At 68.5% G+C, this 17,857-nt stretch carries 18 protein-coding genes, 1 tRNA gene and 2 pseudogenes; 13 read left to right on the plus strand and 8 right to left on the minus strand.

Translation table 11 applies throughout. The features are described from left to right. The first annotated feature begins 111 nt into the window (after positions 1–111). From ACYVF6_RS02300 to ACYVF6_RS02310, 3 genes are all read left to right on the plus strand, one after another. The gene (locus ACYVF6_RS02300; RefSeq protein ID WP_460515186.1) at positions 112–1,011 is read left to right on the plus strand and encodes an aminoglycoside phosphotransferase family protein; all 900 of its coding nucleotides are present in this window, start codon (positions 112–114) and stop codon (positions 1,009–1,011) included. 62 nt (positions 1,012–1,073) lie between these two features. Then, complete coding sequence (locus ACYVF6_RS02305; protein WP_460515188.1) at positions 1,074–1,841, plus strand: phytanoyl-CoA dioxygenase family protein; 768 nt, start codon at positions 1,074–1,076, stop codon at positions 1,839–1,841. A 94-nt stretch (positions 1,842–1,935) separates the two neighbouring features. Next, positions 1,936–2,841: a hypothetical protein gene (locus ACYVF6_RS02310; protein ID WP_460515190.1), complete on the plus strand. Its 906-nt coding sequence runs from the start codon at positions 1,936–1,938 to the stop codon at positions 2,839–2,841. Between the two features lie 36 nt (positions 2,842–2,877). Here the strand turns inward: ACYVF6_RS02310 and ACYVF6_RS02315 are convergent. The 3 genes and pseudogenes from ACYVF6_RS02315 to dcd all read right to left on the minus strand — a co-directional run. After that, a pseudogene (locus tag ACYVF6_RS02315) lies at positions 2,878–3,105 on the minus strand (VOC family protein); the annotation flags it as partial. Positions 3,106–3,135: 30 nt separating this feature from the next. Next, complete coding sequence (locus ACYVF6_RS02320) at positions 3,136–3,993, minus strand: endonuclease/exonuclease/phosphatase family protein (RefSeq protein ID WP_460515192.1); 858 nt, start codon at positions 3,991–3,993, stop codon at positions 3,136–3,138. Positions 3,994–4,074: 81 nt separating this feature from the next. Then, positions 4,075–4,650, minus strand: a complete 576-nt coding sequence (gene dcd / locus ACYVF6_RS02325) for a dCTP deaminase (protein ID WP_460515195.1) — start codon at positions 4,648–4,650, stop codon at positions 4,075–4,077. A gap of 63 nt (positions 4,651–4,713) precedes the next feature. Here dcd and ACYVF6_RS02330 point away from each other — a divergent pair. Next, positions 4,714–4,787 (plus strand) — tRNA-Gly (locus ACYVF6_RS02330). Between the two features lie 734 nt (positions 4,788–5,521). Here ACYVF6_RS02330 and ACYVF6_RS02335 read toward each other — a convergent pair. After that, on the minus strand, positions 5,522–6,061 hold the full coding sequence (locus tag ACYVF6_RS02335; protein ID WP_460515197.1) for a DinB family protein: 540 nt from the start codon (positions 6,059–6,061) through the stop codon (positions 5,522–5,524). A gap of 71 nt (positions 6,062–6,132) precedes the next feature. Between ACYVF6_RS02335 and ACYVF6_RS02340 the strand changes: the two genes are divergently transcribed. Both ACYVF6_RS02340 and ACYVF6_RS02345 read left to right on the plus strand, forming a co-directional pair. Then, positions 6,133–6,645 (plus strand): 3'-5' exonuclease family protein, encoded by a 513-nt coding sequence (locus tag ACYVF6_RS02340; RefSeq protein ID WP_460515198.1) that lies wholly within the window; start codon positions 6,133–6,135, stop codon positions 6,643–6,645. Positions 6,646–6,656: 11 nt separating this feature from the next. Continuing rightward, complete coding sequence (locus tag ACYVF6_RS02345) at positions 6,657–7,118, plus strand: HIT family protein (RefSeq protein WP_460515200.1); 462 nt, start codon at positions 6,657–6,659, stop codon at positions 7,116–7,118. A gap of 7 nt (positions 7,119–7,125) precedes the next feature. Here ACYVF6_RS02345 and ACYVF6_RS02350 read toward each other — a convergent pair whose 3' ends face one another. After that, entirely contained in the window at positions 7,126–7,587 is a 462-nt protein-coding gene (locus ACYVF6_RS02350) for a GNAT family N-acetyltransferase (RefSeq protein WP_460515202.1), read from the minus strand. A gap of 115 nt (positions 7,588–7,702) precedes the next feature. Here ACYVF6_RS02350 and ACYVF6_RS02355 point away from each other — a divergent pair, with 115 nt between their 5' ends. After that, on the plus strand, positions 7,703–8,350 hold the full coding sequence (locus tag ACYVF6_RS02355; protein ID WP_460515204.1) for a LysE family translocator: 648 nt from the start codon (positions 7,703–7,705) through the stop codon (positions 8,348–8,350). 9 nt (positions 8,351–8,359) lie between these two features. Here ACYVF6_RS02355 and ACYVF6_RS02360 read toward each other — a convergent pair whose 3' ends face one another. Next, a complete protein-coding gene (locus ACYVF6_RS02360; protein WP_460515206.1) occupies positions 8,360–8,842 on the minus strand; it encodes a GNAT family N-acetyltransferase in 483 nt (160 codons plus the stop codon). A 387-nt stretch (positions 8,843–9,229) separates the two neighbouring features. On the opposite strand from ACYVF6_RS02360, the gene ACYVF6_RS02365 reads away from it, so the two are divergent. From ACYVF6_RS02365 to ACYVF6_RS02380, 4 genes are all read left to right on the plus strand, one after another. Beyond that, entirely contained in the window at positions 9,230–9,835 is a 606-nt protein-coding gene (locus ACYVF6_RS02365) for a uridine kinase family protein (RefSeq protein WP_460515208.1), read from the plus strand. Then, complete coding sequence (locus ACYVF6_RS02370; protein ID WP_460515210.1) at positions 9,832–10,233, plus strand: RidA family protein; 402 nt, start codon at positions 9,832–9,834, stop codon at positions 10,231–10,233. The genes ACYVF6_RS02365 and ACYVF6_RS02370 overlap by 4 nt, the downstream gene beginning before the upstream one ends. Continuing rightward, positions 10,233–11,171: a phosphotransferase family protein gene (locus ACYVF6_RS02375; RefSeq protein WP_460515212.1), complete on the plus strand. Its 939-nt coding sequence runs from the start codon at positions 10,233–10,235 to the stop codon at positions 11,169–11,171. The genes ACYVF6_RS02370 and ACYVF6_RS02375 overlap by 1 nt, the downstream gene beginning before the upstream one ends. A gap of 93 nt (positions 11,172–11,264) precedes the next feature. Next, positions 11,265–13,073, plus strand: a complete 1,809-nt coding sequence (locus ACYVF6_RS02380) for an NHL domain-containing thioredoxin family protein (RefSeq protein WP_460515214.1) — start codon at positions 11,265–11,267, stop codon at positions 13,071–13,073. Positions 13,074–13,537: 464 nt separating this feature from the next. On the opposite strand, the gene ACYVF6_RS02385 is transcribed toward ACYVF6_RS02380, so the two are convergent. Beyond that, positions 13,538–14,770, minus strand: coding sequence for an ROK family transcriptional regulator (locus ACYVF6_RS02385; RefSeq protein ID WP_460515216.1), 1,233 nt, complete (start codon positions 14,768–14,770; stop codon positions 13,538–13,540). A gap of 146 nt (positions 14,771–14,916) precedes the next feature. Here ACYVF6_RS02385 and ACYVF6_RS02390 point away from each other — a divergent pair, with 146 nt between their 5' ends. Further along, positions 14,917–15,720 (plus strand): hypothetical protein, encoded by an 804-nt coding sequence (locus tag ACYVF6_RS02390; protein ID WP_460515218.1) that lies wholly within the window; start codon positions 14,917–14,919, stop codon positions 15,718–15,720. A 53-nt stretch (positions 15,721–15,773) separates the two neighbouring features. Here ACYVF6_RS02390 and ACYVF6_RS02395 read toward each other — a convergent pair whose 3' ends face one another. Further along, positions 15,774–16,817 carry a glycoside hydrolase family 5 protein gene (locus ACYVF6_RS02395; RefSeq protein WP_460515220.1) on the minus strand — a complete coding sequence of 348 codons (1,044 nt, stop codon included), beginning with the start codon at positions 16,815–16,817 and terminating at the stop codon, positions 15,774–15,776. Positions 16,818–16,939: 122 nt separating this feature from the next. Here ACYVF6_RS02395 and ACYVF6_RS02400 point away from each other — a divergent pair. After that, positions 16,940–17,566, plus strand: a pseudogene (locus tag ACYVF6_RS02400) (ABC transporter ATP-binding protein); the annotation flags it as partial. Between the last annotated feature and the right edge of the window lie 291 nt (positions 17,567–17,857).

Consider the following 17,857-nt stretch of genomic DNA (forward strand, 5'->3'; position numbering starts at 1 on the left):
CGGAGGAGGAGCCAGGAGGGGCCTCCGGCGATCGACGACAACGCAGCCAGCGTGGATGCCAGGCGTCGCGCGTCAGGCGACCCCTTGGAATAGATCGTCTAGGCTGCTTCGATGATCGAGGTGCCGCAGGTGTTCGCGCGGGAGATCGTTGATCGAGAAGGCGATGCGGGAGCGCGGTGGATCGCTTCGCTGCCAGGGCTCGTCGACGAGCTTCTCGAGCGGTGGGGGTGCACAGCGCCGACCGGCTCGGTGATGCACGGGCGGGTCGGGATCGTCGTACCGGTGCGGCGGCGCTCTGATGGAGCGGCGGCCGTGCTGAAGGTCTCGTTTCCCCATCCAGGCAACGTGCACGAGCCGCTGGCGTTCGCGACGTGGGCGGGGCGTGGGGCTGTGCTGTTGTACGAGCGGGACGATGCGCGGTTCGCGATGCTGCTCGAACTGGTCTCGCAGAGCACGTTGCTCGACCTCGACGATGACGACGAGGCGGCGGCCGTCTGTGGCCGGCTCACCCGGCGGCTGGCCGTGCCTGCTCCACTTGGACTGCCGCGGCTCAGCGATCGCGCGGACCACAACGAGCGCTCCGTGCGCGACGCGTTCACCGTGCTGCGCGACCACGTGCCGCGGCGGGCTGTCGAGCTGGCGCTGGGCACGGTCCGCGAGCTCGTTCGTGAGCAACCGGAGCTGCTCGTCCACGGCGATCTGCACTACAAGAACATCGTCCGCGCTACCCGTGAGCCCTGGCTGGTCATCGATCCGAAGGGGTTCGCGGGCGATCCGGCGAGCAACGCGATCGGCGTACTGATCGGCGCCTTTCAGCGTCAGCTGCCGCTTGCCGACGTCGCGCACGTGCGGCGGAGGCTGTCCCTCTTCGCATCGGCGGCCGAACTGGAACGCGAACGTGTGGTGCGATGGGCGCAGCTGCACGCGCTCCTGCATGCGTACCGCGGCCGCAGGTCCGGTTCGACGCGCGGTGTCGAGCTCGCCGAGCGGGCGGCGACCGTTTTGGCCTGAGCGCGTGGCGTCGGCGGAAATGTCGTTGCGGCTCGGAGGCGGGGCGCGTAAGCATGGTCGGCATGAGCGTGAGCGAGCTGGAACGGTACCTGTTCGACCTCAACGGCTTCATCGTCGTGCCAGGCGTGCTTGACGCGGACGAGGTGGCGCGGCTCAACGAAGGGCTCGACCGGCAAGGGCTCGAAGGGCTGTCCGACGCCGAGCGGGAACGCAAGCTGGAGTGGCTACCCTCGTTCGGCGGACCCTTCCTCGACCTGATCGATCATCCGCGGATCCTTCCGTACCTCCTCGAGTTCGTCGACGAACGCGTGCGGCTCGACCACGCGTACGCCATTCAGATGGTCGAGGGCACGCCTGGCCTTGGGCTGCACGGTTTTCCGGACGACCGGCCGCGCAACTGCGCGTGGTACCACGTGCGCAACGGCTGCATCTCCGCCGGACTCACCGTTGTGAGCTTCGCGCTCACCGACGTTTCGGCTGCCGACGGTGGGTTCGTGTGTGTGCCAGGGAGCCACAAGGCGAACTTCCCGTGCCCGTTCCTCGACGCGCCGGCGGACGGGCAGGCTCCGTGGCTGAGGCACGCCGAGCTCAAGGCCGGCGATGCCGTCATCTTCACCGAGGCCTTGACGCACGGATCGCTGGACTGGGTGAACCACGAGCCGCGGCGGGCGTTGTTCTACAAGTACGCGCCGGGACAGTCGGCCTGGCTGTCGTACCAGTGGAGTTCGGAGGAGCTGGCGGCGTTGACTCCGCGGCAACGGGCGCTGGTCGGTGCTCCTGGCGTCTATTACGCCGAGAGCCGTGAGGAGCGGGCGCCGATCTCGCTCTAGGCCGGCACGGACTGCTTGTCGGCGCTCGGGAGGCCGACTGTCAGCCTGAGTATTTCTGTCGCATTTGCTGCCAGCCCTCACCTACCATGCGGCGGTGGACATCTTGGGGATCGAGGTCGAGACGTCACTCGTGCGCCGCTGGGCCGGCTGGCTGGCGCCGGCCCGTCAGCCGTTCTTCTTGACCGCCGCCGAAGCAGTCGAACTCGGGCTCGCTTCAGAGGCCGGCCTCGTGGACACCCTCTCACCGGAACTTCGCGACACCTACGAGACGTGGAACCTCGCCAAGGATCTGGAGGTCGTGTGGCTTGACGAAGACGCGTTCCATGCTCAGCCGCCCGATGTTCGCGCCAGGCTCGTCCTGGCGCAGGCCAGACACGGGCGAGGAGCCGTGCCGTCCATAACGGATTGGACGGACCTCCTTGATGCAGAGGTGCTGCGCCAGCAGGCCGACGGGCATCGGTTCGTCTGGTGGCCAACCCTTGTGGAGCACCAGCTCGAGACCATCCTCCAGCGCGTTTTCGGCGAGTGGCAGCTACCCTGCCAGCGCATGGCGGTACCGGAGGAGATCTGGCGCTCAGCCTCATCCATACTTCCGCGTGCCCGAGCACTCAGTGGAACCTTCGCCGGTGGGAGCAGAGGAAGCTCGTTCGCGAGAGGGAGCGCAACGTTCTGCTTCGCCACAGTCATGGCAGCGGCAGGAGTCCAGAGCCCCGACGAGGAGCCCTTCGACGCGTGGCTAGATGCGAACTGCGCCGCAGGCGGCAGCGACGACTTGCCCGGCACTGTACTAGTATGGCGCGACGCCGACGGCAACAACACGCACGCGGCCGTCACCCTTGGAGGCGGCTGGGTGCTGCACAAGCCAGGTCAGGAATGGCTCAGCCCTCGCCAGGTTCTCACAGTGCGCGACGTCATCCGCCTCGCTCCGCCAGGAGTCACACTCCACCGGTACTCCCTGCTGAACGCCAGCGCCCGCGTCTCCCTGGACGAGCCGGCCTGAAAGCCTGCGTCATAGGTCGATGGTCGCCCCGGCAGCTCAGCTTGCGAGACAGAAGACATGCCCCGCTGGATCGGTGTAGACCCGAACGTGGGACTGCGGCTGCCACGGTGTCGGGGTTGCGCCAACTGCTACCGCATGCGCGTGGGCTGCCTCGAGGTCATCGACGTTGAAGTCGAGGTGCAGCATCATTTGCTGGCTGTCGGGCTTGGTCGGCCACGTCGGCGGCCGATAGTTCGGCTCGCCCTGGAACGACAGTTGCGTGCCGCCGCGGGGGTTCTTGACCGTTGACCAACCCTATGGCAGTTCGATCAGTGCCTGTACCGGCCAGTGGTCCGAGCCGTACTCGCCTTCGATTGTGGTGGTGTTGATGCCTGCCACCCTGGTGCGGATACCTGGCCGGGTGAGGATCCAGTCGATCCGGTCGCCGTCCGGTGTCGGTGGGCGGTAGCCGTTGTACGTCGCATAGAGGTCGGAGACGCGCTGCTCTGCCACCAGCCAGGTGTCGAGGAGTTCGCCGTCGCCGGCCAGGGTGGTGTACGGCTGCGAGCGTTCCGCGGGCACGTTGAAGTCGCCGGTCAGGATCACCGGCAACGAGGCGTCGAACGCGGCGATCGACTCGCGCAACAGGTCGGCGCCCTTGTTCTGGGCGCGCTCCACCGCGTGGTCGAGGTGCGTGTTGAGCACCACGAACTCCTTGCCGGTCACCAGGTCCTCGAACCGAACCCACGTCGCCATCCGTACGCAGGTGTTGCCCCAGGTCGCCGATCCGACGACCGAAGGCGTGTCGGAGAGCCAGAAGTGATCGTACTCGCGCGGCTGCAGCCGGTAGGAGTCGAAGAAGATCGCCATGAACTCGCCGCGGCTGCCGCCTTCGCGGCCCGCGCCGACCCATTCGTACCCGGTCGGCAGGTCGTCGGCGACCTCGCGGATCTGCTGGTAGAAGCCCTCCTGCGTACCGATCACGGTCGGCCGCTCGGCTTCCAGCACCGCCGCGGTCACCGGCCTGCGCGGCGGCCACGGGTCCGGGTTGGTGTCGCTGGCGTTGCGCAGGTTGTACGACATCACGTGCAGCAGCGGGCTGTCGGCCCGGCCGATCATGGGTCGGACGGACTCGTTCGTACGCAGGTGAGACGACAACTCGGACCTCAGCATGCCGACAAGCCTGGCTCGCCACACGCCGTAACGATGGCGCGGGTCTCGTCAACGAGCGCTTTCGTCACCGAACGCAGCGGCTCAGATCTTCGCGCGATGGAAGTTCTGGTACGAACGCGACGGCGTCGGTCCGCGCTGCCCTTGGTACCGCGACCCGTACGTCTCGTTGCCGTAGGGGTACTCCGCCGGCGACGACAGCCGGAAGAAGCACATCTGACCGATCTTCATCCCCGGCCAGAGCTTGATCGGCAACGTCGCGACGTTCGACAGTTCGAGCGTGACGTGCCCGTTGAACCCCGGGTCGATCCACCCGGCGGTCGAGTGGGTGAGCAGGCCGAGCCGCCCGAGACTGGACTTGCCCTCGAGCCGCGACGCGATGTCGTCGGGCAGCGTGATCAGCTCGTACGTCGAAGCCAGCACGAACTCACCGGGGTGCAGGATGAACGGCTCGTCCACCTCACACTCGACCAGGCGGGTCAGGTCGGGCTGCTCCTCGGCCGGATCGATGTGGGGGTACCGGTGGTTCTCGAACACCCGGAAGAAACGGTCGATCCGCACGTCCACGCTGGACGGCTGCACGAGCGATGCGTCGAACGGCTCGAGCACGACCCGGCCCTTGTCGATCTCGACGCGGATATCTCGGTCGGAGAGGAGCATGCGCGCGACGATACCCTGATGCATCGGCTAAACTGCCTCCGGCGCGTGTAGTTCCGGCGCCGCGCGGGTGTAGTTCAATGGCAGAACAGCAGCTTCCCAAGCTGCCAGTGCGAGTTCGATTCTCGTCACCCGCTCCACCCTTCAGCATGGCAACGGACCAGGTCACGGCCATGATCGACATCACCTGAGCCTCTCTTCGATCGTTCGGCCAACGCGGCAATCCGGACTGTGTGCCAGCCACGTGCCATTCGGGCATCGGAGCGGATTTGCCCGCCGAGGCTGCGCCGTTTGCCCTGGCCAGAGCCGTACACACCCTCCGCCTCGTCGACCGCTCGGGTCGAGCTGCCTTGACCCTGGCGTTCATAGAGCCCGCGATCTGGCGGCACCGATCCGGTCGGCCTGGTGCGCCGTCAGGGGTCTCGCCGGTCCAGCGACCGGAGACGAGTACCCCGCGCCCTCCGCAGTCCAGGCGCTCGCGATCGTGTGTCTTGACTCCGCATCGGCCCGGCGTCATCTCAGCGTGCGCATCCGCTGCACGCCGCATCGGCGCGCACCAGGGGCGGCGCTACACCATGACCTCGACGTCAGCCGGGTTCGCCGCAGCGGACCACGCGGTCGCAGCAGGCTCGGGCTGGCTCGCCCAGTAGGCACCCGGACCACCGCGCCACCTCGGCTCGGCATCGGGCTGCCGCAGTCGGCCCGATGCTTGGCCACGTCACGCGCCACGTCACGCGCCACGTCACGCGCCACGTCACGCGCCACGTCACGCGCCACGGCCTCTCGGCGTCGGCCGCAGGAGTCTGCAGCCGGACCCAGGCTTGGCTCCGCGGTGTCGCGAGTGTCGCTATTTCACGTCAGGGCTATCCAATGGCTACTCCCCCGTCTCGCCGTCGATGGATTCGCGGATCAGGTCGGCGTGGCCGTTGTGGCGGGCGTATTCCTCGACCATGTGGACGAGGATCCAGCGCAGGCTGGGCGTACGGCCGTCGGACCAGCCGCGGGCGGCCAGGGCAGACGGGCCGCCTTCGGCGAGGACCTTCTCCGTTGCAGCCCGGGCACGGTCGACCGAGGCTCGCCAGAGCGCACGCAGCTCGTCGGGCGAGTCGTTGGTGGCGGAGTGCCAGTCCCAGTCGCGGTCGGCGCTCCAGTCGACTGACTTCCACGGCTCGGGTGGGTCTTGGCCGAGCAGGATCCGGATGAACCAGTCGTCTTCGACGTAGGCCAGATGCTTGAGCATCCCGCCCAGCGTCATCGTCGACGCGCCGACGGTCGCGTTCAGGCCGTCGGCGTCGAGCCCGGCGCACTTCCACTCCAGCGTGGCGCGCTGGAAGTCAAGGAAGCCCAGAACGGTCCCCGCCTCGTCGCCGTCGAGGGGCGGTTCGGGGCGTCCTTGGTCGTCGAACTCTGTCATGGCGGCGACCTTACCCGCGCCCACCGACAACCCTGCCCGGCCGACGTTCCAGCCCTCGTAAGGTACTGGCCGTGGCCTTCATGGACTTCTTCGTCAACTCCGAGTACATCGACGCCGAGCGTGAGATCGACCTGATCAGCCTCGGCATCGTCGCCGCTGACGGACGGGAGTTCTACGCGATCTCGACGGAGTTCGACGACTCGCGCGCCAACGAGTTCGTCCGTACGGTCGTCCTCCCCCTGCTCGAGCCGCCCGGCCACCCGGCCTGGATGAGCCGCGCCCAGCTGAGGGCCGAGCTGCTCACGTTCATCGGCACGCACCGCCCGCGTTTCTGGTCCTGGCTCGCCGCACCATGGGACTTCATGGTGATGGCACAACTGTTCCCGCCCGCCGATCGCGTGCCCGACGGCTGGCGTTACACGGCGTACGACGTCTCGCTACTGGTCGAACGTGCCGGGCTCAGCGTCGAGCCACTCGATCCGAGCCTGCCCCAGGCGCCGCCGGACGTACATCACGCGCTCGCCGACGCCCGCTGGGCACGCGACCTGTACCGCGCGGTCGAGCACCGGCCCGGCGTCGCCTAACGTACGAAGACGTGACCCAAGCCGACTGTTACACCTGCGCCCGCGAAGCCGAGCTTGACAGTCTCCCACCGCGGGAGCGAATCGGGGTCGACGAGCACTGGCGGGTCGTCCACGCGACCGGCAGCGGGCTGCTGGGCTGGCTGGTGCTGACGCCGCGCCGGCACGTGATGGAGGTCGCCGGGCTGACCGACGACGAGGCGCGCGGGCTGGGCGGCTGGCAGGTACGGCTCGCGCGGGCGCTGACCGCCGAGCTGGGCGCGGACGCGGGTGCCGCGAAGGTCTATGTCGCGGAGTTCGGGGAGAAGCCCGGCTTCCACCTGCACTTCCACGTCGTACCGCGAGCGGCCGATCTCACCGAAGAGCGCCGTGGCCCCAGCGTCTTCGGCTACCTCAACCAGGACGCCGAGCACGAGACCACCGCCGAGGCCCGCGACGACCTCGCGCTGCGCCTTGCCGCGCGGCTGGCGGGATGACGCCGGGCTACAGGGTCACGTCGAGCATCGTGCTCCTCGGACGCATCCCGAAGCGCTCGTAGAACCGGATCGCCGCGGTGTTCGCGGCGTACGCGTGCACCACCGCACGCGCCGCGCCGACGGCCTTCGCCCAGCCGAGGAAGTGCTCGACCAGCGCCGCGCCGTGCCCGCCGTTGCGCCGATCGCCTTGTACGTAAAGGCTTTCGAGCTCCGCGGACCGCACCGGCCGGATGTCGTTGCCATCCTTCAGCCGGGCGACGAGGTAACCAACCGCCTCGCCATCGTCGACTGCGACCCAGACCACGTTGCGCTCGCCGTCCGCGACGAGCTCGCGGAGGTACGCATCGCGGCCGGACCACCCGAGGTCGACGAACGGGTCGCGCGTGCCCGCGTCCTCGTTGAACAGGCCCTCGTTGAGGACGGTGAGAGCCGGCAGGTCCGAGGCCGTGGCCTTACGCACATTGGTCATGGGGCACAGGCTAGCCGGTTTCAAAAATCCTTGTAAAGCGTTCAAAACAAGGCGATTAATGACTTGCCTTCCCGTGGTTCTATGGATGCCAGAACAGCCACCGACGGAGGGTGATGTGAGCGGACACGCGCTGGCCGGTATCACACTGGTCGCATTAGGTATGGTCCTCACGCCAGGGCCCAACATGATCTATCTGGTTTCCCGCTCGCTCACGCAAGGACGCAAGGCCGGGCTGATCTCGCTTTCCGGCACCGGGGTCGGATGGCTGGTCTATCTCGCAGCGGCCTGCTTCGGGCTCAGCATGATCTTCGTCTACGTGCCGGCGGCCTACACCGCGGTCAAGCTCGCCGGCGCGGTCTACCTCCTCTACCTCGCCTGGAAGACGCTGCGGCCCGGCGGCCGGTCGGTGTTCGAGCCACAGGCGTTGCCGCCAGACTCGCCACGCAAGCTGTTCACGATGGGTCTGGTCACCAACCTGCTCAATCCCAAGGCCGCGTTGCTCTATCTCTCGTTGCTGCCGCAGTTCATCGACGTTCAGTCCGGCCAGGTGATGCTGCAGAGCTTCATGCTCGGCGGCATTCAGATCGGGATCAGCCTGCTGGGCAACACCGTGTTCATCCTGACGGCCGGCGCACTTGCCGCATTCCTGTCGACCCGGCCGACCTGGTTGCGGTTCCAGCGTTACGTCATGGGCACAGTGCTGGCCGCGCTGGCGATCAAGCTCGCGACCGATCGATCGAAGGCGGTGCTATCGACGCCATAACTCTCTTACTCAGGACAGGTCCTTGCGCATCTGGACGTTGACCGGTCGGAAACCCCTTTTTTCGTAGAGGTTCTTGGCGGGCTCATTGCCGGCGTGTACATAGAGGACGAGCGACGTGGCGCCGTGCTCGGTGGCCCAACCCTCCAGGGCGTCCAGCAGCCGAGTGGCGATGCCGCGGCGGCGGTACTCACTCGTCACGGCAACGTCCGCGACGATGACGAACGGCCCGTCATGGCGGACGACGCCCTGCTTCGGCTCTGGCTCCAGGTGGCCGGTGACGAAGCCGACCAGGCGATTGCCTGCCTCCGCGACGATCCGGCAGGTGGTCTCCGGCGGCTCCCGGAGGTACTTGCGGAAGTCCTCGCCGAACTCCGGCGCTCGGTAGTCCTCCGGCCAGTGGTCGGAGTGCCAGGTCGCCTCTTCGGTATAGAGATCGACCACGGCCTCGATGTCGTCGGGCGACCGCATCGGCCGGATCCGGACTTCGTCCATTCCAGGAGGCTACTGGCCGCGCCTGGCCACCAGGCTCCGGCTCCGCCACGCCTGCGCTCGGGCTCCACCACACAGGCTCCGCCACACCAGCGCTCGGGTTCCGGTACGCCTGGCCACGGGGCTCCAGCACACGAGTTCCAGCGCGCCCGCGCTCCGGCTCCACGCCGGCACACGGGCTCCGGCACACGGATCGCGGCTTGGATCGGAGGTGCGGACACGCTTCCCGAAGGTCGGCCGCGTCGGCTTCGTGCCGAACCCTCGTTCGCTACCTGCCGGGCCGATCAGGTGGCGGAACCCGCACGACTGCAACGCCGCACGCGTCAGCTCCGCCCGCCGCCGGGTGAAAACGACTGGACGCTCCAACAGCGCTCGCGCGAGACTCGCGGCGTGCCATCTCGTGTCGTGCTGCCCGAACTGCCCGCCGGGCGGCCGCTGCTCATGGCCATCGACGGGTGCAGCGGGGCGGGTAAGTCCACGCTGGCTCGCGTGATCGCCGACGGCCTGGCGGACGCGACCGTCGTCCACGGCGACGACTTCTACGCCGGTGAGCCGGCCGGCTGGGAGAGCTGGGAGCCGGCCGAGGCCTACAGCGGCTTCTGGGACTACCGCACCCTCGAACGCGATCTCCTGCAGCCGCTCCGGCTTGGCACCACCGCCACGTACCGGCCGTACGACTGGGATCGCAACCGGGTCGGCATCGCCACGGTCGACGTCCGGCCCAGCCGCGTCGTGATCGTCGAGGGTGTGCTGACGCTTCGGCCGGAGCTCCTCGGTTACTGGGATTTCGCCATCTACGTCGACACGACCCCCGATGAACGCCGGCGCCGCATCCTGGATCGCAACGAGAACGACGAGATCCACATCGCGCAATGGACCGCGGGTGAGGACTACTACGTCGAGACGCATGCGCCGCACGCCTTCGCCGACATCGTTCTGGACGGCGGGAAATCCGCTGGAACGCCGGACTACCCGTCGTTCATACTGCCGGGGTGATCACGCGCATCAACCCTGAATCCCTGCACGAAACCCCTGGCTATCACCACATCACCGTCGTCGAAGCGGGCCGGCTGGCGTTCCTGGCGGGACAGTGTCCGCTGGCCAAGGACGGCTCGATCGCCACGGACATCGACGCGCAGGTCGACCAGGTCGCCGCGAACGCGTTGGCCGCGCTCGCGGCCGTCGATGCCACGCCTGAGCAGGTCGTACGGTCAACCATCTACGTCGTCAGCGACGAAGGCCCGGTGCTCGCCGCCGTGTGGCGACGGCTCAACGAGTCGGTGATCGCGGGTGCGTTCACCACCGCGAGCACGCTGCTCGGCGTCGCCCAGCTCGGTTTCCCCGGCCAGCTCGTCGAGCTCGACCTGACCGCGGCGCTGCCCACCGCGGGCTGATGGAGGCGAGCTGGGGAGCGGCCGCGTACGAGATCATCACGCGCGAGGCCGGCCCGCTCGAGACCACGAACCGCTTCCACACCTGGGGCCCGACGATCGTGTTCGGCGCGCAGCCCATGACCGGCCCGCCGGTCGTACTCAAGGCCAGCGAGCTGCAGAACGTCGCGATCGAGGCCGCGACCTGCACGCGCGCCGGCAAGGCCGGCATCCCCACGCCCGAGGTGCTCGCCGAAGGCTTTGACCAGAGGTTGCCGGGCGGGCGCTGGTTCCTGATGCGGCGCATACCCGGCAAGCGCTGGACCGATGTCACGTTCGACCGGCAAGGTGATCTTGCCGTACTCGAGCAGCTGGCTGCCTGCTTCCGCACCCTGCACGCGATCCGGCTGCCGGGCTTCGGCCGGCTGACCGAGGCCGGCGGCGGCGAGCGGGCAAGCTGGGCGGAGTGGCTGGCCGACGGATTCCGCGCGTCGGCAGATCCTCTGATCGCCCGCGGCCACCTCACCGCCGAGTTCCACCAACTCGTCGGCGACGTGCTCGACGCGATGGCACCGTTGCTCGCCTCCCGTCCGGGCGCCCTAATCCACGGCGACCTCGGCGACGGCGAGGTCTACGTCGATCCCGAGACGCGGAAGATCACCGAACTGGTCGACTGGGGCGCGGCAGTGGTCGGCGACCCGCTGTACGAGTTCGCGCGCTTCGTCGCCGGAGGCCCGGTCGACGACCCGCGGCCGGAGGCGTACCGGCCGGCGCTGCTCGACTTCTACGGCGGCCGGCAGGGGTGGTGGTCGGGGCTAGGACGGATCGACGCGGAGGCACTCGCCGAGCTGTACGACGCGTACAACGCGATCGACAACGCACACTGGAGCCTGGTCGAGGGCTACGACTGGATGGACTCGCTCTGCGCGAAAGGCCTCGGCCTGCTGCGCGACCTGCGATGACGTTCTCCCCGAAAGGGATGGTGGGGCGGACGTGGTGGTCGGGGTAGGGCGGGGGAATAGTGCAGGTGGCGACATCGTCGAACGGGAGTGACCATGGTCCATGTGCGTGCGCCGGAGCTGACCGGCCGCGGCGGCTGGCTCAACACCGGCGGCCAGAACCTTCGACTCGCCGACCTGCGCGGACGGTTCGTGCTGGTCGACTTCTGGACCTTCTGCTGTGTCAACTGCCTGCACGTGATCGAGGAGCTGCGCCCGCTCGAGGCGAAGTACTCCGAGACGCTGGTCGTGGTCGGGGTGCACTCGCCGAAGTTCGTCCACGAGGCCGACCACGAAGCCGTGCGCTTGGCCGTCGAGCGGTACGCCGTGCACCATCCCGTGCTGGACGATCCGGAGCTGTCGACCTGGCAGGCGTACACCGCGAGGGCCTGGCCGACGCTCGTACTGATCGATCCGGAGGGGTACATCGTCGGGCAGTTCGCCGGCGAGGGGCACGTGCATGCGATCGACGCGCTGCTGGCCGAGCTCGTGCCCGCGCACGACGCGCGGTCGACGCTCCGGCGGTCGGAGTCGCCGTATGTCGCGAGCAGCAGCCAGAGCACGACGCTTCGCTTTCCTGGCAAGGCGATTCGGCTGCCGAAGGGGCGCTTCCTGGTGTCGGACACGAGCAACGGGTCGCTGGTCGTACTCGAGCCCGACCTGACGACTGTCGTCCGGCGGGTCGGAACCGGGGTACGCGGGCTGCTGGACGGTGGACCGACGGTCGCGCGGTTCGCGGAGCCGAACGGACTCTGCATGCTGCCGCACGAGGTGGCGTCGCAGGTGGGGTACTCGGTCGTGGTGGCCGATACCGTCAACCACGCCTTGCGTGGGCTGCGGCTTCGTTCCGATGACGTGCACACGCTGGCCGGCGACGGGCGGCAGTGGATGCCGGGCGACGGTACGACGGCGATGTCGAGCCCGTGGGATGTGGCGTGGTACCAGGGCCGGGTGTGGATCGCGATGGCCGGCATCCACCAGCTCTGGACGTTCGATCCGCTGACCGGTGAGGTCGAGGTGGCGGCCGGCACGACGAACGAGGGCTTGGTGGACGGGCCGGTTGAGTCGGCGTGGTTCGCGCAGCCGTCGGGTCTGGCGGTGTCGAACGACGGCAGTAAGTTGTGGGTCGCCGACTCGGAGACGTCCGCGCTGCGGGTGATCGAGAACGGCATGGTGACGACCGTCGTGGGCACGGGGCTGTTCGACTTCGGCTTGCGGGACGGGCCGGCGGCTGAGGCGCGGCTGCAGCATCCGCTGGGGTTGTGCGTGTTGCCGGACGACTCAGTGGTGGTTTGCGACACGTACAACGGGGCGCTTCGGCGCTACGATCCGGTCGCCGAAACCGTTAGTACGTTGGAGACCGGGCTCGCCGAGCCGAGCGACGTGCTGCTCGACGGTGACGACCTGATCGTGGTGGAGTCGACGGCGCACCGGCTGCTGCGGTTCAAGCTGCCGGCGATCACGGCGGCGGCCAGGCAGGTGGCGGGGCCGGCGCACCAGACCAAACGTCCGACGACCACGATCGCGCCTGGTGAGGTCGAGTTGGTGGTGGTGTTCGATCCGCCGCCGGGGCAGAAGCTGGACGACAGCGACGGGGCGCCGACGCGGCTCTACGTCTCGGCAACGCCGCCGGCACTGCTGCGGGAGGGCGATGGGAAGGGCGAGCAACTGGCGCGGCGGCTCGTGCTGGACCCGGCCGTGGGCGAGGGCGTCCTCCACGTAGCCGCGATGGCGGCGACCTGTGACGCGGAAGCCGAGCATCCGGTGTGCAACATCCACCAGCAGGACTGGGGCGTACCGGTCCTACTCAAGCCCGGCGCCGAACCGAAGCTCACCCTCATGCTCGGCGGCGCGCTCGAAGGCTGAGCGTACGGGCGCGCGTGTGAGCCGGTGGTGCGGGTGGGCCGCGGCTCCAGGCGAGGTGGGTCCAGCCGCGTGGGATTTGGTGACAAAGTTGGAGCCAGGATTGTCGCCGAACTTGTCTACACAGTTGTGGCCGAACCGCATGCGGGATCGTCGACAATCGTGGCGACACAACTGGCGACGATCCCGGCGACACAATTGGCGACGATCCTGGCGACACAATTGGCGACGATCCTGGCCACAGTCCCGGCGACACAATTGGCGACAGTCCCGGCGACACAATTGGCGACGATCCTGGCCACAGTCCCGGCGACACAATTGGCGACAGTCCCGGCGACACAATTGGCGACAATCTTGGCGACAGCCCTGGCGACAATCCTGAGCGGGCGGGCGGGCGGTCGCCCGGGTCGGGTGGTCGCGATGGGCGGTGGACGCCGGCTGCCGCAACGGGGTCGGCAAGCGGGCCGCTAGCCGAGGCGGGCGGCGGGCGCCGACGCGGCTGTCGGCTCGGCGAGGGTGGCCAGCAGGCCCTCGCGTACTGCGGCCAGACCTGAGCCGAGGGCACCGAGCAACACCGCGTCGCCCCTTACGGTGGTCGCGGCTACTTCGCCTTCCAGTGGGCCTTCCAGCGGCGACATCCGGCGGAGTGCGTCGGTGACTGCGTCGCGGAGGGCAGGGCCTCCCGCTTGGCCGATCTCTCCCCCCAGCACGATCAGCGGTGGGTCCAAGACCGCTACCACTGCGGACAGGCCCACGGCGATCCGTTCGGCCAGCGCGCGGAGGAAGGCCAGGTCGCGCTCGGAGCTGTTGGTCGCCGCCGCTGCGACGGCTGCCTGCGGAGTCGCCGCCGTGATGCCGAACTCGCGGGCCTGTTCGAGCACCGCCGGCCCGCCGACCAGATCCTGGAAGTCCTGCTCCGATTGCCCTCCGAGCCCGCGACGCCCGACCGGCATGTAGCCGATCTCGCCCGCGCCGCCGCGGGAGCCGCGCAGCAACCGGTCGCCGAGGTCGATGGCGAGGCCGAGACCCTCGGCTCCGAGCCACAGCAGCGTGAACGCGCCGCGCCCCGCCGCCACGCCGGAGCTGCGTTCGGCTACCGCGGCGAGGTTGACGTCGTTGTCGACTTCGACCTTGCAGCGCAGGCGTTTGCGGATCTCGCCGACCAGACCGGCCCGCGACCAGCCAGGCACGTCGACGTAGCGGATGGTATCGGTGCGTTCGTCGTACGAGCCGGGTACGCCGAGCTGGACGTGCAGCACCCGCTTGCGAGCCACTCGCGCCCGCCGGCACAGGTCGGCGACCGCGGTGTGGACGAGCTCGACCGGGTCGGTTGAACCGAAGTCGATGTAGGTCTCCAGGGTCGCCCGCACCGAGCCGGTGATGTCGGCCAGCGAGCCGACCAGCGCCGGACCGGTGGCGTCACGGACCTCGCGTACGGACAGCGCGATCGTGAAGCCGACCACGGGGTTGACGGCGTAGATCTCGGCGTTCGGGCCCGGCCCACCACTCGACCGGCCCGCGACGACGACGAGTCCGAGCTCGTGCAGCCGGCGGAGCACCTCGGACGCGGTCGGCTTGGACAGGCCGGTGAGCTCACGCAGATCGCCGCGGGTGAGCGTGCCGTGCTCCAGCAGATAGCTGAACGCGGCGCTCTCGTTCATTGCCCGGAGCAGCCTGGACGAACCGGCGAGCCTGGTCATGCCCCAAGCGTAATAGGCAGGTGGTCTAACTATTGATGGATCCGCAGGAAAACGCTATCCGAAAGCCTTGACCTCGCCGCCGGCGCGGAGCATGGTCGAACAGAAAGGAAACCTTGCTGACTAATCGACGAGAAGTGGAGTCTGTCATGCAGAACGTTTCGCGTCGCCACCTCCTCGCGGCGGGCGCGGCGAGCGCGGCCGCCGCACTGCCGATCACGGCGGGCATCGCCGGCGCACGGCCGGCCGCCGCCGCGAGCTGGGACCTGCGCTGGTCGCCCGAAGCCGCCCGCGACGGGCTGGCCGCGTTCGAGACCATCGAGGACGACCGCGCCGACTCGCACCCGGCGGGGCAGCCGCACATCTTCGTCGAGGGCGACAACTTCCGGTTCAACATGCACACGGTCGACCGCGACACCTCCACCGACCGGCAGCGCCAGGAGGTCACCGGCGGACGTAACCCGGCCGGCGGGGCGTACATGCAGTGGAAGCCCGGCGAGACCTGGCGCGTGACGTACTCCATGTACATCCCGAGCTCGCTCAAGGCCACCACGACGTTCACGCACATCATGCAGACCAAGCAGCCCGGCACCGGCACCTCGCCGATCACGGTGACGTCGCTGCGCCGCGTCGACGGCGTGCAGACCATCGAGCACAAGATCTTCGAGCCGAACATCCTGGTGGGGCGGACGAATCTCGAGCCGTTGCACAACAAGTGGATCGACGTGGAGTACGAGATCAAGATCGGCGACGGTACGAGCGGCCGCGTGCGCTGGGTGATCCGCAGCGGCGGCAGCACCGTCATCGACGTCACGAAGAGCGGCGTCGACACCTTCCTCGCCGATCGGGTCCGGCCGAAGTGGGGCATCTACCGCTCGCTCGGCGACACCTCCGGCTCGCTGCAGAACTGCTACCTGCTGCTCACGCGGATGCGCGCGTACAAACAGGTGTAGTCAGGGCCGGCCCTGCCCGGCGAGTAGGGGCAGGGCCGGCCGGACCGGCCCCGTCAGCCGGCCCGGATGTGGTCGCGGACCCACGTGCCGGCGGGCTTCAGCGACGGCGTTCCGGCGTACGGACCGTCCGGGCAGGTGCCCTCGTTGAAGACGGCGCCGGAGCGGAAGTCGTCGGAGTAGTTCCAGTTGACCCAGCCGATCTGCTTGGCGGCCAGCAGATCGAGGTAGCGCTGCGCCATCGCGAAGTCGTTCCCGCCATCGCCGGTGTAGGTCTGGGTTCCGAACTCTGTGACGAACATCGGGATCCGGTCGGCAGCGCGCGACAACGCGTCGAGGTACTCGTCGCCGTGGGACGCGGCGTAGAAGTGGAACGTGTAGAGCACATTGCTCGCGTCGACGGGGTTGTTCACGACGTCCGACTCGTCGCGACCGTCGGAAACGCCGAGCGAGGACCAGGCCGGAGTGCCAACGATGACAGGCGTTTCGGGGTCGTACTGCCGGATCACGGGGATCAGCTCTTCGGCGTAGCTCTTGATTCTCGACCACTCGACACCGCTGGGCTCGTTGGCGATCTCGTACAGCAGGTTCGTCTTGTCGTTGTGGCGTTGGGCGATCTCTGCGAAGAACGTCTTGGCGCGGGCGAGGTTGTAGTAGGGATCGCCGGGATAGAGCATGTGCCAGTCGACGATGACGTAGAGACCGCGCTCGGTCGCCTCGTCAATCAGGTTGCTCACCAGGTTGGTGAAGCCCTCCGGGTCGGTCTCGTAACCGTCCTCCTGGATGTACATCGACAGGCGGATTACGTCGGCGTTCCAGTCGTTCGCGAGCGCGTCGAGGGACGCGTCGTTGACGCAGTTGCGGTACCACTGCAGGCCGTGCGTGCTCATGCCGCGCAACTGGATCGGCCGGCCACTGGCGTCGCAGAGCTTGGTGCCGCAGACGCGGAGCTGGCCGTTCGCCTGTGCGGGGGCCGCCGCCGTTTTGGACACCGCTTTCTCCGGGTTCAGCGGGAACGCGGACGCCGTTCCGACCGGTGTCAGGATCAGGGCGGTGAGTACGGCAGGCAGGACTCTTCGGAAGAACTGTCGTCGTCTCATTTTCGGCACGATAGGTGGGGCGAGGGTCGGCGTCAATCGATTCGTTAGGAAAGCTGCCTAACTAACAGCTTGCTGCCACGCGGTGGCCGGATGGCTCGCAGCCGGCGGAAGTAAGGTCTGTGATCGTGACCAGCGCACCCTTGCTCTCCGTACGCTCCCTGCGGCACGCGTACGGCAAACACGTCATCTTCGACTCGATCTCGTTCAAGGTGGCCGCCGGAACCGCGCTCGCGCTCGTAGGCAGGAACGGGTCGGGCAAGTCGACGCTGCTGCGGTGCATCACCGGGGCGGAGGAGCTGTCGGGCGGGACGGTGGAGTACGCCGGCGAGGCTTACGACGAGACGTCGCCGAGGGTGCGGCGTGAGGTCGCGACGGTGTTCGACGACATCGACTTCTTTCCGGACCTGACGGTGGCCGAGCACCTCGACCTGCTGGCGCGGGCGCACGGAGTGGCCGACGTCGAGGACAGGGTCGACGCGGTGCTGTACGAGCTGGGGATCGCCGGCGCGAGCGACCAGTTTCCGGGCACACTCTCGTCGGGACAGCGGCACCGGCTCGCGCTGGCGACGGCGTTCGTCCGGCCGCGGCGGCTGCTGTTGCTGGACGAGCCGGAGCAACGCCTGGACGACGAGGGGCGGACCTGGCTGGCGGAGAAGCTGCGCGCGGACCTGGCCGACGGGGTGGCGGTGGTGTTCGCCAGCCACTCGCCCGACCTGGTGGAGGCGGTCGCCGGCAAGGTCCTTCGAGTGGACGAGGTGAGCAAGGCCGCCCCGGACGCACCAGCCAACGGCGAGGACGGCGAGGACGGCGACGGGCCGGGCAGCGATGGGCGAGCCGATGGGAAATCCGGCGGCAGCGGTGGGCGCAAGAGCGGCAGCGCGGGCAAGACTGGTCGGCCAAGTAGCGACAGCCGTGCCGACGACGCGAAGGCCAGGGGCGGCAACAGCGGCGCGGGTAACAGCGGCAAGACCGGAGCCGGCAGCGCAAGCGGCACGGGCAGCGGCGGCACGGGCAGCGGCGGCAAGACCAGTGCCGGCAGC

Source organism: Flindersiella endophytica (assembly GCF_054779015.1).

Bases quoted from the DNA above. Each gene is read 5' to 3' on its own strand.
- dcd (WP_460515195.1), bottom strand. From the start codon at position 4,650: ATGCTCCTCTCCGACCGAGATATCCGCGTCGAGATCGACAAGGGCCGG.
- ACYVF6_RS02390 (WP_460515218.1), top strand. From the start codon at position 14,917: ATGCAGAACGTTTCGCGTCGCCACCTCCTCGCGGCGGGCGCGGCGAGC.
- ACYVF6_RS02335 (WP_460515197.1), bottom strand. From the start codon at position 6,061: ATGACAGAGTTCGACGACCAAGGACGCCCCGAACCGCCCCTCGACGGC.
- ACYVF6_RS02385 (WP_460515216.1), bottom strand. From the start codon at position 14,770: ATGACCAGGCTCGCCGGTTCGTCCAGGCTGCTCCGGGCAATGAACGAG.
- ACYVF6_RS02300 (WP_460515186.1), top strand. From the start codon at position 112: ATGATCGAGGTGCCGCAGGTGTTCGCGCGGGAGATCGTTGATCGAGAA.
- ACYVF6_RS02375 (WP_460515212.1), top strand. From the start codon at position 10,233: ATGGAGGCGAGCTGGGGAGCGGCCGCGTACGAGATCATCACGCGCGAG.
- ACYVF6_RS02350 (WP_460515202.1), bottom strand. From the start codon at position 7,587: ATGACCAATGTGCGTAAGGCCACGGCCTCGGACCTGCCGGCTCTCACC.
- ACYVF6_RS02380 (WP_460515214.1), top strand. From the start codon at position 11,265: ATGGTCCATGTGCGTGCGCCGGAGCTGACCGGCCGCGGCGGCTGGCTC.
- ACYVF6_RS02320 (WP_460515192.1), bottom strand. From the start codon at position 3,993: ATGCTGAGGTCCGAGTTGTCGTCTCACCTGCGTACGAACGAGTCCGTC.
- ACYVF6_RS02395 (WP_460515220.1), bottom strand. From the start codon at position 16,817: ATGAGACGACGACAGTTCTTCCGAAGAGTCCTGCCTGCCGTACTCACC.
- ACYVF6_RS02305 (WP_460515188.1), top strand. From the start codon at position 1,074: ATGAGCGTGAGCGAGCTGGAACGGTACCTGTTCGACCTCAACGGCTTC.
- ACYVF6_RS02360 (WP_460515206.1), bottom strand. From the start codon at position 8,842: ATGGACGAAGTCCGGATCCGGCCGATGCGGTCGCCCGACGACATCGAG.